15 protein-coding genes and 1 pseudogene are annotated in these 15,599 nt (G+C 53.5%); 11 read left to right on the forward strand and 5 right to left on the reverse strand.

Annotated elements, in window-relative coordinates:
- Positions 1 to 190: 190 nt before the first annotated feature.
- Complete coding sequence (locus HH216_RS04920; RefSeq protein WP_169549782.1) at positions 191 to 1,246, reverse strand: ferredoxin--NADP reductase; 1,056 nt, start codon at positions 1,244 to 1,246, stop codon at positions 191 to 193.
- Between the two features lie 138 nt (positions 1,247 to 1,384).
- On the opposite strand from HH216_RS04920, the gene nadA reads away from it, so the two are divergent.
- The 8 genes from nadA to HH216_RS04960 all read left to right on the forward strand — a co-directional run bounded on the left by nadA (position 1,385) and on the right by HH216_RS04960 (position 8,992).
- On the forward strand, positions 1,385 to 2,374 hold the full coding sequence (gene nadA, locus HH216_RS04925) for a quinolinate synthase NadA (protein ID WP_169549783.1): 990 nt from the start codon (positions 1,385 to 1,387) through the stop codon (positions 2,372 to 2,374).
- A gap of 43 nt (positions 2,375 to 2,417) precedes the next feature.
- A complete protein-coding gene (locus HH216_RS04930; protein ID WP_169549784.1) occupies positions 2,418 to 2,648 on the forward strand; it encodes a DUF433 domain-containing protein in 231 nt (76 codons plus the stop codon).
- Positions 2,632 to 3,009 (forward strand): DUF5615 family PIN-like protein, encoded by a 378-nt coding sequence (locus tag HH216_RS04935; protein WP_169549785.1) that lies wholly within the window; start codon positions 2,632 to 2,634, stop codon positions 3,007 to 3,009. The genes HH216_RS04930 and HH216_RS04935 overlap by 17 nt, the downstream gene beginning before the upstream one ends.
- Position 3,010: 1 nt before the next feature.
- Complete coding sequence (nadB, locus tag HH216_RS04940) at positions 3,011 to 4,621, forward strand: L-aspartate oxidase (protein WP_169549786.1); 1,611 nt, start codon at positions 3,011 to 3,013, stop codon at positions 4,619 to 4,621.
- A 160-nt stretch (positions 4,622 to 4,781) separates the two neighbouring features.
- Entirely contained in the window at positions 4,782 to 5,021 is a 240-nt protein-coding gene (locus HH216_RS04945; RefSeq protein ID WP_169549787.1) for an acyl carrier protein, read from the forward strand.
- A gap of 53 nt (positions 5,022 to 5,074) precedes the next feature.
- Positions 5,075 to 6,325 carry a beta-ketoacyl-ACP synthase II gene (fabF, locus tag HH216_RS04950; RefSeq protein WP_169549788.1) on the forward strand — a complete coding sequence of 417 codons (1,251 nt, stop codon included), beginning with the start codon at positions 5,075 to 5,077 and terminating at the stop codon, positions 6,323 to 6,325.
- Positions 6,326 to 6,329: 4 nt separating this feature from the next.
- On the forward strand, positions 6,330 to 7,088 hold the full coding sequence (gene rnc / locus HH216_RS04955; RefSeq protein WP_169549789.1) for a ribonuclease III: 759 nt from the start codon (positions 6,330 to 6,332) through the stop codon (positions 7,086 to 7,088).
- A 356-nt stretch (positions 7,089 to 7,444) separates the two neighbouring features.
- Positions 7,445 to 8,992, forward strand: coding sequence for a Do family serine endopeptidase (locus HH216_RS04960; protein WP_169549790.1), 1,548 nt, complete (start codon positions 7,445 to 7,447; stop codon positions 8,990 to 8,992).
- A 156-nt stretch (positions 8,993 to 9,148) separates the two neighbouring features.
- Here the strand turns inward: HH216_RS04960 and gmd are convergent, their stop codons facing one another.
- Together gmd and HH216_RS04970 are read right to left on the reverse strand one after the other, a co-directional pair.
- Positions 9,149 to 10,261, reverse strand: coding sequence for a GDP-mannose 4,6-dehydratase (gmd, locus tag HH216_RS04965; protein ID WP_169549791.1), 1,113 nt, complete (start codon positions 10,259 to 10,261; stop codon positions 9,149 to 9,151).
- 77 nt (positions 10,262 to 10,338) lie between these two features.
- On the reverse strand, positions 10,339 to 10,953 hold the full coding sequence (locus HH216_RS04970) for an SPOR domain-containing protein (RefSeq protein WP_169549792.1): 615 nt from the start codon (positions 10,951 to 10,953) through the stop codon (positions 10,339 to 10,341).
- Between the two features lie 119 nt (positions 10,954 to 11,072).
- Here HH216_RS04970 and murB point away from each other — a divergent pair.
- Positions 11,073 to 12,097, forward strand: a pseudogene (murB, locus tag HH216_RS04975) (UDP-N-acetylmuramate dehydrogenase).
- A gap of 102 nt (positions 12,098 to 12,199) precedes the next feature.
- Here the strand turns inward: murB and HH216_RS04980 are convergent.
- Positions 12,200 to 13,114: an ROK family protein gene (locus tag HH216_RS04980; protein WP_169549793.1), complete on the reverse strand. Its 915-nt coding sequence runs from the start codon at positions 13,112 to 13,114 to the stop codon at positions 12,200 to 12,202.
- A 116-nt stretch (positions 13,115 to 13,230) separates the two neighbouring features.
- Positions 13,231 to 13,905 carry an SDR family oxidoreductase gene (locus tag HH216_RS04985; protein WP_169549794.1) on the reverse strand — a complete coding sequence of 225 codons (675 nt, stop codon included), beginning with the start codon at positions 13,903 to 13,905 and terminating at the stop codon, positions 13,231 to 13,233.
- 124 nt (positions 13,906 to 14,029) lie between these two features.
- Between HH216_RS04985 and HH216_RS04990 the strand changes: the two genes are divergently transcribed.
- Both HH216_RS04990 and HH216_RS04995 read left to right on the forward strand, forming a co-directional pair.
- A complete protein-coding gene (locus HH216_RS04990; protein ID WP_169549795.1) occupies positions 14,030 to 14,764 on the forward strand; it encodes an MlaE family ABC transporter permease in 735 nt (244 codons plus the stop codon).
- An 88-nt stretch (positions 14,765 to 14,852) separates the two neighbouring features.
- Complete coding sequence (locus HH216_RS04995; protein ID WP_169549796.1) at positions 14,853 to 15,599, forward strand: ABC transporter ATP-binding protein; 747 nt, start codon at positions 14,853 to 14,855, stop codon at positions 15,597 to 15,599.

Genomic DNA, 15,599 nt, shown 5'->3' on the forward strand with positions numbered 1-15,599 from the left:
CACTTGACATCCCTCCCCCGTCAGAGGTTGTTTTGAGGAATCATTATCCGTGTCAAAATGACTTTTTTTGTCATCCCGACGACAGGAGGGATCTTCGCTAGCAGGCGACTTTGTTTGCTTTCAGCGAAGATCCCTCCTGTCGTCGGGATGACAAAAACGCTCCCCCAAACGACCTCTCAGGGTAGGGTACTTAAACATCAATCACGACCCCATCGCTTTCGGGGTAGCCGGTGCAGGTCAGGACGTAACCGTTAGCGAGGTCGCGTTCGGTCAGCACGTCGTTGATCGTCATGTGAACCATACCCGATGTGCAGCGGGCAACGCAGGCTGAGCAGCGCCCGCCCCGGCAACTATAGGGCAGATGCACACCCTCGTCAAGGGCCGCCTGTAGAATCGACTTGTACGCTGGCACCTGTATCTCGACGTCCTGCCCCCGATACTGTACCCGCACCGACCGGTCCTGCGCCAGTGCCGGGGGTGGTGTCAGTACGACGGGCTGAATAACGAAATCTTCGCGGTGAATCTGCGTCGGTCGGATGCCGCGAAACACCAGCGTAAACCGAATCGTCCGCATATAGTCGGCGGGGCCGCACAGATAAAACTGGCAGGTCGCCGGATCAGAATTGCCCAGTAAATCAGGCAGGAGCCGTTCGAGCAATACGTTGTTCAGCCGACCGCGCCACCCCGTCCAGTCGTCGGAGGGGTCGCTGAGCAGGTGTATCAGCCGGAACCGGTTGGGGAATTGCCGGGTCAGTGCGTCGAGTTCATCCCGAAAAATAATCGACCGCTCGCGGGTGTTGCTATAGAGCAGCGTCACCCGGCGTTCGCTGTGATGCAGGGCCTGCTTCAGCATCGAAAACAAAGGTGTGATGCCGCTACCCGCACCCAGCAGAATCAAATCGCCGGGCTGTTCGTCGTCGAGCGTGAACCGACCGGCGGGATACAGGCTGGTCAGCGTATCGCCAACGCGGAGTGTGTCGTGCAGAAAACGGGATAGTTCGCCGTTGTGAATACGCTTGATCGTCAGTTGCAGCGGTTCATCGGGTGCCGAACTGAGCGAATAGGACCGACGTACTTCGTGGTGTTTTCCCCCTCCGTCGGGGTGTTGCAAGATCAGCGTCAGGAACTGCCCCGCCTGGTGCGGTACCGGCCCGCTATTAATTGGCTTTAGCACATAACTGTTTGTGTCGGCGGTTTCGGAGCGAATAGCCGTTACGCGCAGGGTCAGCAGATGATCGTCGGTCATAGCAGCGGGTTTGGCGGGGGTATGTTTGAAAGCACGTAACCTTTTCACAACTTCGCCCGTCTCAGGCTGGGTTTATCAACGGAGTGACTTTTACGACTCCATTTTTGTTTACAAGAAAAACGACATTCGATTTATACCATGGAAGCACTGCTGGACGAAGTACAGCGCGTTGGTTACGTCAACAAGCCCGTCGACAGCGACGTCGACCTGATCGCGGAAATCAACCGGCTGAAACAGGAGAAAAACGCCGTTATTCTGGCCCACTATTACGTCGACGGTGCTATTCAGGACATTGCCGATTATATCGGCGACAGCCTGGGCCTGAGTCAGCAGGCGGCTAGTACCGAAGCCGACATGATCGTGTTCTGTGGCGTTCACTTCATGGGCGAAACGGCCAAGATTCTGTCTCCCCACAAGAAAGTCGTCATTCCCGACCTCAACGCGGGCTGTTCACTGGCCGATTCGGCTCCCGCCGATAAGTTCGCGGCTTTCAAAGCGCAGTACCCCGACCATATCGTGCTGTCGTACATCAACTGCTCGGCCGAAATCAAGGCGTTGTCTGATATTATTGTGACGTCGTCTAACGCGCTGAAGATTGTTGAAAGTCTGCCGAAAGACCAGAAAATCATCTTCGCCCCCGACGCCAATCTGGGTCGGTTCGTGATGAACAAGACCGGTCGCGACATGGTATTGTGGGATGGTGCATGTATCGTTCACATCGATATTTCGCTCGAAAAACTGCAACGCCTGCGGACCGAAAACCCCGACGCTGAGTTCATCGCCCACCCCGAATGTCAGGAGCATATCCTGAGTCAGGCCGACTACGTAGGATCGACGACGGCCCTGTTGAAATACGTAGTCGATAGCCCGAAGCAAACGTTTATCGTCGGCACCGAAGCGGGGATTCTGCACAAGATGCGGCAGGCCGTTCCGCACAAAAAAATCATTCCGGCCCCGGCGAGTCAGAACAACACCTGCGCCTGTTCGGAGTGCCCGTACATGAAGATGAACACGCTCGAGAAGTTGTACAACTGTATGCTGTATGAGCAGCCGGAAATTTTCGTCCCGGAAGACGTCCGCGTCAAGGCCGAGGCCTCGGTGATTCGCATGCTGGAAATGAGTAAATAGCTTTTCGGGAGTAAGGCAGACCCTAATCAAACGCACACAGGTTATGAACTGGCAAAACCACATCACGTCGGACCCTACTATCATGTTTGGTAAGCCGGTCATCCGGGGCACCCGCATTCCGGTCGATCTAATTCTGGAAAAGCTGGGAAGTGGTGAATCTATCCCGCAGTTGCTGGATGCTTACCCACGGGCTACGGAAACCGATCTGATGGCCTGTTTGCTGTTTGCTTCCGACGTAGTGAAAAACGAAGTCGTATATGCCCAAGCCGGATGAGTTAGTCTTCGTGGCAGATGAAAACTTCGATTATAGCATCGTTAAGGCACTCCGGGAGGCCGGTTATTTCGTGTTAGCCATAGCTGAATCGTTTCCCAGTATTCCCGACCCACAGGTTCTACAAATTGCGACCGACCGGAAAGCTATCTTACTTACTGAGGATAAGGATTTCGGTGAACTCGTCCACCGACTCCGTATGCCGCATTGTGGTATTTTGCTGGTTCGTTTGTTGAAAATTACCAGTGCTGAAAAGTCTGCTCGCGTCTGCGAGGTTATCATCAACTACCAGCACGATCTCATCAACAGCTTTGCGGTGCTCAGCAACGATCAGCTACGAATTCGGCTTGCCCATCCTAATTAATATGCCCCATCAATTCGACTTTCTGGTTATCGGCTCCGGTATCGCGGGCCTGAGTTACGCCACTAAACTGGCCATGCACTTCGAGCGGCTCAACGAAACCGTTCATATCGGTGTCATTACCAAAGTGCAGGCCGAGGAAACAAACACCAAGTACGCGCAGGGCGGTATTGCCGCCGTCTGGGCCGCCGACGATTCGTTTGAAAAGCATATCGACGACACGATGATCGCCGGGGATTTCCTTAGCGACCGCCACATTGTCGAAATCGTGGTTAACGAAGGTCCGGAGCGCATTCGTGAGCTGATTGACTACGGCACCCGCTTCGACAAGGAGCACAGCGGTACCGACTACGATCTGGCGAAAGAAGGCGGACACTCCGACTTTCGCATCCTGCATTTCAAAGATATTACCGGGGCCGAAATCGAGCGGGCATTGCTGGAAAAAGCGGCTTCGTTGCCGTCTATCGAGATTTTCACCCACTTCTACGCCGTCGAACTGATTACGAAGCACCACCTCGGCGAAACGGTGCATCGCTACGATACCGACAACCATTGCTACGGGGCCTATGTGCTGAACACGCAGAACGGGCAGGTCGAGCGGTTTCTGGCCAGAACGACACTACTAGCAACGGGCGGTATTGGCAACATTTACCAGAACACGACCAACCCCAGCATTGCCACCGGCGACGGTATTGCGATGGCATACCGGGCTAAAGGCATTGCCAAGGACATGGAGTTTATTCAGTTTCACCCCACAGCGCTGTATGAACCCGGCAAGAAACCCAACTTCCTGATTTCGGAAGCAGTGCGCGGCTTCGGTGGTATCCTACGTACACGCAAGGGTGAGACGTTCATGGAAAACTACGACGACCGTCTTTCGCTGGCCCCCCGCGACATCGTGGCCCGCGCCATCGACTCGGAGATGAAAAAAGCCGGTGATCCGTTTGTGTATCTCGACGTCACCCACTGCGACTACGACAAGTTTGTCGAGCATTTCCCGAACATAACCGCTTACTGCCGCGACCATTTGGGGCTTGACCTGCGGAAAGACTACATCCCCGTCGTACCGGCTCAGCATTACCTTTGCGGTGGCGTGCGCGTCAACGAGTGGGGGCAAACGAATATTCAGTTTCTGTACGCCGTGGGCGAATGCTCGTGTACGGGTCTGCACGGGGCCAACCGGCTTGCCAGCAACTCATTACTCGAAGCGGTTGTGTTCGGCCACCGCGCCTACGAGAAAACGGTCAAGCAGTTGGGCGGGGCCTCCGTGCCGACAAACATCCCCGACTGGAACGACGCCGGTACGACCCACCCCGAGGAACTAGTGCTAGTCACGGAGATTCGGAAAGAACTGGAGTCCATCATGTCGAACTACGTCGGTATTGTCCGGTCGAACCGGCGGTTGAAGCGGGCAATGGATCGGCTGGAACTGCTGTACATCGAGCATGAAGAGTTATACCGGCAGTCGAAGGTATCGGTGCCAATCTGCGAACTGCGCAACATGATCGAGGTGGCCTATCTGGTTATCAAGATGGCGATGGCCCGGCGGGAGAACCGGGGGCTGCACTACAACATCGACAACGTAAAGTTAGCGGATACCCAAATCGCCGACTGATTTAATCAGGTAAGATAGTCGCAAACAATGTACTGATGAACAGCTATTTAGTAGCAAAAAAACAGGCTTACAAGGCCATTAAAAGGCCAAAAATTGATTTGGCATTCCAATCGTAAATCTGTTTCTTTGCGCAGTTTTTTAACTAGAACAGACTATCAAAATGTCGGAAATTGCAGAGAAAGTCAAAAACATTATTGTTGAAAAATTGGGTGTTGAAGCATCGGAAGTTACGCCTGAGGCAAGCTTCACCAACGATCTTGGCGCTGACTCGCTCGACACCGTTGAGCTGATTATGGAATTCGAAAAAGAATTCAATATTTCTATCCCCGACGATCAGGCTGAGAACATCGGCACGGTTGGTCAGGCGATCACTTACCTCGAGGAAAACGCTGGTAAATAAGCTACTATCGTAGTACCGAAGCTTTCTTTTTCATTACCTCGCAGTTTAACTGTATGACGTTAAAACGAGTAGTCGTAACGGGTCTTGGCGCACTTACGCCGATTGGTAACGATGTACCTACTTTCTGGAACAACTTATCAGCCGGCGTAAGCGGTGCCGGCCCGATCACGAAGTTCGATGCTTCTAAGTTTCGCACGCAGTTTGCCTGTGAAGTGAAGGGGATCGACGTCACGCAGTTTATTCCCCGGCAGGATGCGCGCAAAATGGACGCCTTTACCCATTATGCGCTGATTGCTACCGACGAAGCTGTCAAAGATTCCGGCCTTGACCTCGAAAACGACGATCTGAACAAGATCGGCGTTATCTGGGGGTCGGGTATCGGCGGGCTGAAGTCGTTTGAGGATGAGATGATCGACTACGCCAAGGGCGACGGTACCCCGCGTATCAACCCGTTCTTTATCGTTCGGATGATCGCCGATAGCGCGTCGGGACAGATTTCGATGCGCTACGGTTTTCGGGGCACCAACTACGTGACCGTATCGGCCTGTGCTTCGACCAACAACGCCATTATCGACGCGTTTAATTACATCCGGCTCGGTCGGCTGAACGTATGCGTCGTCGGCGGGTCGGAAGCGGCCGTCACAAAAGCCGGTATCGGTGGTTTCAACGCCAACCGCGCCCTTTCGGAGCGGAACGATTCGCCCGAAACAGCGTCGCGCCCGTACGACAAAGATCGCGACGGTTTCGTAATGGGCGAAGGAGCCGGTGCCCTGATTCTCGAAGAATACGAGCACGCTAAAGCTCGGGGCGCTAAAATCTACGCCGAGCTAATCGGCGGGGGTATGTCGTCGGATGCGTATCATATCACGGCACCGCACCCGGAAGGGCTTGGTGCTTACCTGGCGATGCAGGACGCGCTGAACGATGCAGGGATCGAACCAACTGAAATCGACTACATCAACACCCATGGTACGTCGACACCCGTTGGCGACCCGCAGGAGTTGAAAGCCATTTACAAGTTGTTCGGCGATCACGCGTTTAAGCTGAACATCAGTTCGACCAAGTCGATGACGGGCCACTTGTTGGGAGCTGCCGGTGCCGTTGAAGCAATCGCCAGCGTAATGGCACTTCAGCATCAGCTGGTGCCGCCGACGATCAACCTGAACAATCCTGACCCGGAAATCGACTCGCGCTTTAACCTGACGCCCAACAAAGCGCAGGAGCGTTCAATCACGACTGTGATGAGCAACGCCTTTGGGTTTGGTGGACACAATGCCATTGTAATTTTCCGTAAACCAAGCTGAGCCCTTGCAACTCACGCTGCCTCGTAGTCTGTTCAACCCTCTCGACTGGTTCAGGTCTGGCAACGCTGACCCCCGCAAGAACCTACGTCGGTCGATTGCCCACATTATTGGCGAACGGCCATCTAATCTGGGTTTGTATCAGCTTGCCTTACGGCATACGTCGGCATCGAAAGCAACGGCTATTGAAGGGTTCCGAGAGTCGAACGAACGGCTCGAATACCTAGGCGATGCCGTGCTAGGCATGGTCATTGCCGAATTTCTATTTAAAAAATACCCCTACAAAGACGAAGGATTCCTGACCGAGATTCGCTCGCGGATCGTCAACCGGGAGACGCTCAACGGCATTGCCCGCAAGATTGGCCTCGACCGGCTTATCGAGTACGATGGGCAGCGGACGAAGAGCGTTCCCAGCCGGAGTTCAATGTATGGTGATGCACTTGAAGCCCTCGTCGGTGCCGTTTATCTGGACAAAGGCTTTCGCTTCTCGCGCCAGTTCATTCTAAAAGAACTGCTGTCGCACTACGACCTCGACCTGGTCGTTCAGAACAATGTCAATTTTAAGAGCCGCCTGATTGAGTGGGCGCAACGGTCCGGCAAGGAGATCCGGTTCGACATCATTTCGGAGAAAGGCAGCAGCCACTTCCGCGAGTTCATCGCCCAGGTGGTTGTCGACGAAGAACCGTTTGCTACGGGTAGCGGCTATTCCAAAAAGAAAGCAGAGCAGGCAGCCGCCGAGAAAGCCCTTTCCCTCATCGAAGCCTAGTAGGTAATCACTCCTGTTTTTATTCTGTCAAACCGGCACATCGGCCAATTCTATTGGTTGTTTTGGCCGGTTTTCGCATTTACCTCAGTAGATTAGCTGTCAGTCTGTCATTTTCAACGTGCTATGCAGGCATGGTACAGGATTTGACTTTATGATGACAAGGAGCCCGTTGGCCAATAGGTCGATGGCGCTGGAAACGCCTGAAAAGCGCCCCGCTGATGCGATCAACAAAGCCCTGTTAAATTTTGTTAAGGACAGACCCGCATCGGATTTTTACCCATCACTTTCCGTTACACATACAGGTCGGTAACGACTATCTTACACAAAAGCGTAGTACTTCATTTTCCCAATCAATCATGAAAAGCAACTGGAAACTTTTAGCGTTAATGGCGATTCTGTCGAGCGTCGTAACGTTAGCCGCTTACAACCTGTTGGGATTTAACAATAGGGATGTAATCTTCAACGAATCGTCGCCCACGCCAACAATTACAAGTCGGCTGGCAGCCCTGACAGGCGACAGTCCATCGGCCGCGCCCGGTGATTTTTCGACGGCTGCAGAAGCCGTTACGCCTACAGTCGTTCATATACGCACGACGATGACCCGCACGGTGCGGCAGCAACAGGTACCCGATATTTTTCGGGAATTTTTCGGTGACGAGTTCGGCGGTCAGCAGCGTCAGCAACCCCGCCGTCAGCAGGGGCAGGCATCGGGTTCGGGCGTTATTATCTCGAAAGATGGTTATATCGTTACCAACAACCACGTCGTGCAGGATGCCGATGAGGTGGAAGTTATCATGACCGATAAGCGGAGCTTCAAAGCCAAAGTAATCGGCACTGATCCCCTGACGGATCTGGCCGTTATCAAAGTAGACGCTACCAATCTGCCAGCCATCACGCTGGGCGATTCGGACGGTCTAAAGCTTGGCGAATGGGTACTGGCCGTTGGTTATCCGCTTGATCTGGAATCGACCGTAACAGCAGGTATTGTTAGTGCCAAAGGCCGGAAAATCGGGATTCTGGACCAGGATTTCGCCCGGCGTCAAGGCCAGCAAAACGCCGATAGCAAGCAGGGAGACACACCCGTTGAAGCCTTTATCCAAACAGATGCTGCCATCAACCCCGGTAACTCGGGTGGCGCACTGGTAAACCTGCGTGGTGAACTGGTCGGTATAAACTCAGCCATCGCTTCGGCAACGGGTTACTACAGCGGATATGGCTTTGCGGTTCCTGTATCGCTGGTAAAAAAGGTATCAGCTGATTTGCTGAAGTATGGCAACGTACAGCGTGGTTATATCGGCGTCCTGCCAGTGGAGCTTAACAGTACGGTGGCAAAAGAGAAGGGCGTGAAAGTAAATCGGGGTATCTATGTTGAGACGGCCGTCGACGGTGGTGCGGCCAAACAGGCTGGTATTCAGAAAGGTGACGTGCTCGTGAAGATGGAAGGTCAGCCGCTGGATTCAGACGCTCAGATGCGTGAAATCATCGGTCGTCGTCGTCCGGGCGACATCGTGAACGTAACGATCAACCGGAATGGCACGGAGAAAGACGTTAAAGTCGAACTACGCAACCGGAACGGTGGCCGCGACATTATCAAGAAGGCGGAAGTAACGGCTTCGGCGGCTTCGCTCAACGCACTGGGTGCCGACTTTGAAGAACTGAGCGCACAGGAAGCCAAACAACTGGGTGTTGGTGGTGGTATCCGGGTGAAGCAAATCAAAGATGGCAAACTGGCCGAAACCGACATTGAAGAAGGCTTCATTATCATCAAGGCTAATGGTCGGAACGTGAAGACGGCTAAAGACCTGCAAACGATTATGAGCACGGTGAAGGAAGGTGAAGGGCTTATGCTGATTGGGATGTACCCCAACAGCTCGCGGATGTACTACTACGCTGTGCCTGTTTAATCGTTCTTTGAGCAACAAAAAAGCCCGCTGGCGTTTGCCAGCGGGCTTTTTTGTTGCTCAAAGAACGACGTTTAAGGTTTACAGTTCAAGGTTTAAAGTTGGCTGGCGCGTGCTAATCCTGCGGTAGCCAACCTTAAACATTAGACGTTAAACCTACTACTCGTAGTAGTTCAAAATCTGGTGACCGCTCTTTGCCAGCAGTTGATCGCGACGGAACAGGTCGATGTCGGCCGTCATCATATCTTTCACTAGCGCAGGCAGGTCGTATTTTGGTTTCCAGCCCAGCTTGCTCATTGCCTTAGTAGGGTCGCCGAGCAGCAGGTCTACTTCGGTCGGGCGGAAATAACGGGGATCGACCGAGACCACTTCCTGACCGATAGCCACAGGGAAATCAGGGTTATTGGCGCTCACGACCTTAGCGGTTTCGCTGGCACCTTCACCCAAGAACTCCAGCTCAACGCCGATTTCAGCGAAGGCCATCCGAACGAAGTCGCGGATACGGGTTGTTACGCCCGTCGCAATCACAAAATCTTCCGGCGTCTCCTGCTGAAGAATCAGGTACATGGCTTCAACATAATCTTTAGCGTGGCCCCAATCGCGTTGCGCGTCCAAGTTACCCAGGTAGATTTTCTCCTGCAAACCAAGGCCAATACGCGAAACGGCGCGGGTGATTTTGCGCGTTACGAACGTTTCGCCCCGTAGTGGCGACTCGTGGTTAAACAGGATACCATTGCAGGCATACATGTTATAAGCTTCACGATAGTTGACCGTGATCCAGTAGGCATACTGTTTGGCAACGGCATACGGCGAACGGGGATAGAATGGCGTCGTCTCCGACTGCGCGTGTCCCTGCACACCGCCGTACAGTTCAGACGTCGATGCCTGATATATTTTCGTTTTTCCCGCCAAGCCCAGCAGCCGGACTGCTTCCAGAATCCGCAGCATACCGATACCATCGACCTGCGCGGCATATTCAGGCTCTTCGAAACTCACCTGTACGTGCGACATAGCACCCAGGTTATAAATTTCATCGGGCTGAACTTCCTGTATAATCCGGATAATGTTCGTCGAGTCCGACAGGTCCCCGTAGTGCAGTTTGAACCGTACGTCATCCTGGTGCGGATCTTCGTAGACGTGGTCGATACGTTGGGTATTGAAAAGCGAACTACGCCGTTTGATACCGTGCACTTCGTAACCCTTTGACAGCAATAATTCGGTCAGATAGGCTCCGTCCTGACCCGTTACACCCGTTATTAACGCTCTTTTCATAATCCGTTCTTAAAAATCGATTGCATTCTTTTGCACAAAACGAATCAAATCTACATCCTTTTGCACGACAAATTGTATTATTTTATTAATAGGGCTCTTCGCACGTCGACCTTGTCGCCCTGAAGCTGTGCCGACCGAATCAGTTGCTTAATTGACGCGTAATAACGTTCAGCATCGATACGGCGCATGAAATCGCCAATCTTCAGTTTGTACGTCGGCTGATTATAGCTGAGATACGGGTTAAGCTCAGGGAAGTTCTGGGCAATCAATGCTTTAGTGGCATCAACCTCCTGTCGTTGCGTACCCACGTAGACCTGTATACGAAACCCGGGGGCGTAGCGGATCGATCGGTTTTGCACCGCCAGCGTATCGAGCACGGCGTCGAGCTGCCGGTTTACGTTCAGCGTCGGAGCAGCCGGTGTTGCCGAACGGCGCGGCTCCGTTCGGCGGGGCGGAGCGGGGGGCGGTCCAGCAGACGAACTAGCCGGGGCTGAACTGGTCGATGTCGGGCGGGTAGTAGCGGGGCGGTTGGTCGCTGGGCCATAAGTCGGTCTTACGGCTGACAGGTCTTCGCTGTAAGCACCATAGCTGGTTGACGGGCGGCTGTTGCCACTGCTCACCGGGCGGCTCGTTGCGCACCCCGTCAGCAAGGCGATCAGGCTTATACCCGCTATGCCATATCGGACATCCATAAGAGTTATCGGTAGTGAAAAGACAAAAGTACGCGTTTCGCAGCCATGTTGGTAGGCCCGGTGCGGGTGCGATACCCTCGTGGATTTTGGCTATTTTTGCCAGACTACCTCCTCGGTTTATGTTGAATATACAAAGTAACGTGTCTCTCAAGCCGTATAACACGTTCGGCATTGATGCTCAGGCACGCTATCTGGTTGAGATCATCCACGAAAACGACCTGCCCGCCTTACTATTACTGACTGATTTTATCGATGTTCCCAAACTGATTCTGGGGGCGGTAGTAACGTATTACTCTGCCACGACTTCGATGGGCTGGTTGTGAAGATGGCTATTCAGGGCATCGGGGTAGTGCGCGAGGATAATGACCACATTTATCTGCGCGCCGGGGCGGGTGTCAACTGGCATCAGCTGGTTCAGCATTGCGTGACGCACGACTATGCGGGGATGGAGAACCTGTCATTAATTCCCGGCACGGTGGGGGCAGCACCCATGCAGAATATTGGCGCTTACGGGGTAGAAATTGAGCAGATTTTCGACTCGCTGATCGCCGTACACATCGCAACGGGGGAGCAACACACGTTTTCCCACGCCGACTGCGGGTTCGGCTACCGCGAGAGTGTGTTCAAGCACGACCTGAAAGGACAGTACATTATCACCCACGTGACGTTTCGGCTCGATAAGATACCTACGTTCCATACGCGCTACGGGGCCATTCAGGAAACGCTCGACACAATGGGGGTATCGGAAGATAACCTGTCGATTCAGGCGGTCAGTGATGCCGTTATTCAGATCCGGCGGAGCAAACTTCCCGATCCCGCGCAGATCGGGAATGCGGGCAGTTTTTTCAAGAACCCGGAAATATCGGCGGAGCAGTTCGAGACTTTGAAACAGACGTACCCTGATTTGCCGGGCTATCCACTGGCCGAAGGTGGCGTGAAATTACCGGCGGGCTGGCTGATTGAGCGGGCGGGCTGGAAAGGCCACCGTGCAGGTGATGCCGGTGTTCATGCCAAACAGGCATTGGTGCTCGTGAACTATGGCAAGGCAACCGGCAACGAAATTATGGCGCTTGCCCGGCAGATACAGGCATCGGTACAGAAAAAATACGGTGTTACGATTCAACCGGAAGTAAACGTAGTTTAGGCGGTGTAATTCTCAGAAAGACCTAACAGCTACCCGGCTTCTCAACACAAAAAAGGGGCGTAACCATTGGTTACGCCCCTTTTTTGTGTTGTGTCGTATCACTTACTCGAAACACAGCGATGCAGCACCGAGCAGGCCCGCATCGTTGCCCAGCGTGGCGCGTTTGATCGCCAGACCGTTTTTGTAGTAAGGGTTAAGCCAATGATCGAGCGTACGGTTAACAGCGGGTAGGATGTAGTCGAACGAAGCCGACAAACCACCACCGATCAGGACGTATTTGATGTCGAGAATTTTAATCAGGGCGGCCAGTCCTTCGCCCAGCATTTCGCCAACCTCTTCCCAAATCTGCATTGCTAGCTTATCGCCTTCAGCGGCAGCAGCTACCAGACCCGTTGTCGAGATACTACCATCGCTGGGGAGCTGCGTCTCTCCGCTGAACTCCGACCGGCGCAGATTCGCCAGTTGCAGCAGTTCAACTTTGCCGATGTTACGCTCCAGCACCCGGCCATTCCGAGACGGGATGTGGCCCGGTTCCATAGCGTTGCCATCGCCCCCGGTAAAGATTTTCTTGTTGATGATAGCAGCTCCACCAACCCCCGTACCGAGCGTAATGAAGATATAGTTTTCGTTGATCTTCTCCTCAGCGAAGTAGTACTCCCCCAGCGCAGCCGCGTTGGCGTCGTTTTCGAGGAAAAACTGGATACCTGGGAAGCGTTTCGACAGGATATCGACCATCGGCACGTCATCAATCTCGGGAATAGCTGTGATCTCGAGGGGCACGGTCCGTTCGCGGTTGAGCATACCGGGCAGGCCAATACCCACGTGTTTTACTTCTTTATTGCCCAGCAGTTGCAGGGCGACAGCATCGCCGAAGCGGTCGATGAAGTGACCCGATTGCCGCCAGCTACCCGTATCGTGGCTATAAAAGTTTGAAATTTTACCGGTGCTCGCGTCAACGATACCCATTTTGACGTTCGTACCGCCAACGTCTATACCCAGATACTCAACAGAAGCCATTTCCTGCGTTTACCGTTTTTTCGATTAAAAGAAAGTCTGCATCCTCAACAGATGGGTCGCAAGTTAATGAAAAACCGCTCTACTCCCCGATATACCCAGTTGCTTGCTGGAGCACGCTACAGATCGCCCAGTTGAGGTCGCAACAGAATTTCCTCGATGACGGCCGACGCCGACAACGTGTAGGCCGCCCACAGACTGTTGGCCACGTCAGTAGCTTCCATGAATCGGTCGGTCGGCAGATCGGTACCGGCCCAGCTATCGGTGAGCGTCGCGCCGGGGAGCAGGGCCGTCACTTTAACACCTGTCGGTTTGAGTTCTTCGCGCAGCACCCGGCTCATACCCAGCAGGGCAAATTTGGAAATGCAGTATGACCCACCGTTGGTGTACGGCGTAATGCTGGCCGTCGAGCACATCATAAAAATATGCCCCTTCCGGCGCGCCACCATCTCGCCCACGACACCCCGGGTCAGGTGATAGGCACTGGCCACGTTGGTGTTCATGAGTTGTTCAAACGTCCCCTCGGCTTCATTTTGAATCTGCCCCGGCAGGAAAACACCCGTGTTGTTGACTAGTATATCGACCGGGCGGCCCAGCGACCGAACGTAGCCAATCAGTGCGTCGACACCGGCGCGGGTACCGAGGTCAGCGGCAAAAGGTAAATAGCTTTCACCGGTAATGCCGTCGACCGAGCGGGCGCAGACGACGACGTCGAAGCCTTCGGTAACAAGTTTGTCGGCGATGGCCCGTCCAATTCCTTTTGTACCCCCCGTAACAACGGCTAATAACTTCATAGCGAGAAAAACACGATGACTGACAGACCCGCAAGTTACGCCAGAAACCATTCGCCGATGGATGGAGTTTCACGGTAAGGCCCGTTACCCCACTACACTGACGCGGTCGTTGTTTACCGGAATCATGCTCACTCGCATTGGTGATTACTTTATTTTCCTGGGTACCCTGTTTCGCAATCGCGAGAAGATAGGCGTTTACCTGCGCCTTATTCTGGACGAGTGTATGTCGATCGGCGTTGGCTCGATCTTCATCGTTGCGCTGGTCAACACATTCATTGGGGCTGTTACCTGCGTGCAGACGGCCTACAACCTGACCAACCCATTTGTCCCGAAAAATATCATCGCTCTGATCGTGCGCGACAGCTCGATTCTGGAACTGGCTCCTACGCTGTCATGTATCGTGCTGGCGGGTAAAGTCGGGTCGAACATCGCCGGTGAACTCGGTACGATGCGTATCAGCGAACAAATCGACGCGCTGGAGGTGATGGGTATCAATTCCAGTTCGTACCTGATCTTGCCCAAGGTCGTTGCGTCGGTGCTGATGTTTCCGTTGCTGGTTATCATGGCGGCATTCCTCTCCATTCTGGGTGGCTACATCGCTGGTACGCTCGCCGGAGTCATCTCGCCCGAAGATTACATATCGGGTCTTCGCTTCGAGTACAAGCCATTTGGCGTCACGTTTGCGCTGATAAAAACCGTTGTCTTCGCGTTTCTGGTTTCCACGATCTCGGCTTATCAGGGCTACAACGTAAAAGGTGGTGCCCTCGAAGTGGGTACGGCATCGACCTCGGCCGTCACTAACAGTTGTATCGCCATCGTAGCCGCCGACTTCGTCCTGACACAGGTACTGCTGACCTAATTGTGAATGAGTGATTGAGCGAATGAGTGAATGTTTTGCGTAAGCCTTATTCACTCATTCGCTCAATCACTCATTCGCTCATTGAGCTATGATAGACATAAAAAATATTGTCAAGACGTTTGGTGACCGGCAGGTGCTTAAGGGTATCGACGGCTGTTTTGAGCCCGGTCAGACGAGTCTGATTATCGGCGGTAGCGGTACGGGTAAAAGCGTACTGCTGAAGTGCATGATCGGGCTGGTAAAGCCCGATGCGGGCGAGGTAATCTACGACGGACGCGATTTTTTGTCGGGCGATAAGGAATTGCAGAAAGCGATCCGGCGCGAGATGGGCGTCCTGTTTCAGGGGTCGGCTCTGTTCGATTCCAAAACCGTACTCGACAACGTGCGCTTTCCGCTCGATATGCTCACCGATCAATCGGAGGAGGAAAAGCTCGACCGGGCGAACGAGTGCCTGAAGCGCGTTGGGCTGGAGAACGCGGGCGATCGGATGCCCTCGGAAATCAGTGGCGGCATGAAAAAACGGGTCGGCATTGCCCGTGCTATCGTACTGAACCCCAAATACTTGTTCTGCGACGAACCGAACTCCGGCCTTGACCCGCTGACGTCGATTAAGATTGACCAGCTTATCAAGGAAATCACCGACGAGTACAAAGTCACGACGGTGATTATCACCCACGACATGAACTCGATGATGGAGATTGGCGAGAAAATCATGTTCCTCTACGAAGGCAATAAGCTGTGGGAAGGCGACAGCGAAACACTAACGCATTCGAACGTTGATGAACTGAACGAGTTTATCAACGCCAATAAGCTGATCCGGGAAATGGAGAAATAA

It is taken from the genome of Spirosoma rhododendri (genome assembly GCF_012849055.1).
Lineage (GTDB): Bacteria > Bacteroidota > Bacteroidia > Cytophagales > Spirosomataceae > Spirosoma > Spirosoma rhododendri.

Excerpts from the sequence above, each read along its gene's own strand:
- HH216_RS04995 (WP_169549796.1), top strand. The coding sequence starts at position 14,853 with ATGATAGACATAAAAAATATTGTCAAGACGTTTGGTGACCGGCAGGTG.
- HH216_RS04985 (WP_169549794.1), bottom strand. The coding sequence starts at position 13,905 with ATGAAGTTATTAGCCGTTGTTACGGGGGGTACAAAAGGAATTGGACGG.
- fabF (WP_169549788.1), top strand. The coding sequence starts at position 5,075 with ATGACGTTAAAACGAGTAGTCGTAACGGGTCTTGGCGCACTTACGCCG.
- HH216_RS04970 (WP_169549792.1), bottom strand. The coding sequence starts at position 10,953 with ATGGATGTCCGATATGGCATAGCGGGTATAAGCCTGATCGCCTTGCTG.
- HH216_RS04930 (WP_169549784.1), top strand. The coding sequence starts at position 2,418 with ATGAACTGGCAAAACCACATCACGTCGGACCCTACTATCATGTTTGGT.
- HH216_RS04960 (WP_169549790.1), top strand. The coding sequence starts at position 7,445 with ATGAAAAGCAACTGGAAACTTTTAGCGTTAATGGCGATTCTGTCGAGC.
- nadB (WP_169549786.1), top strand. The coding sequence starts at position 3,011 with ATGCCCCATCAATTCGACTTTCTGGTTATCGGCTCCGGTATCGCGGGC.
- HH216_RS04990 (WP_169549795.1), top strand. The coding sequence starts at position 14,030 with ATGCTCACTCGCATTGGTGATTACTTTATTTTCCTGGGTACCCTGTTT.
- nadA (WP_169549783.1), top strand. The coding sequence starts at position 1,385 with ATGGAAGCACTGCTGGACGAAGTACAGCGCGTTGGTTACGTCAACAAG.
- HH216_RS04920 (WP_169549782.1), bottom strand. The coding sequence starts at position 1,246 with ATGACCGACGATCATCTGCTGACCCTGCGCGTAACGGCTATTCGCTCC.
- HH216_RS04935 (WP_169549785.1), top strand. The coding sequence starts at position 2,632 with ATGCCCAAGCCGGATGAGTTAGTCTTCGTGGCAGATGAAAACTTCGAT.
- HH216_RS04980 (WP_169549793.1), bottom strand. The coding sequence starts at position 13,114 with ATGGCTTCTGTTGAGTATCTGGGTATAGACGTTGGCGGTACGAACGTC.
- HH216_RS04945 (WP_169549787.1), top strand. The coding sequence starts at position 4,782 with ATGTCGGAAATTGCAGAGAAAGTCAAAAACATTATTGTTGAAAAATTG.
- gmd (WP_169549791.1), bottom strand. The coding sequence starts at position 10,261 with ATGAAAAGAGCGTTAATAACGGGTGTAACGGGTCAGGACGGAGCCTAT.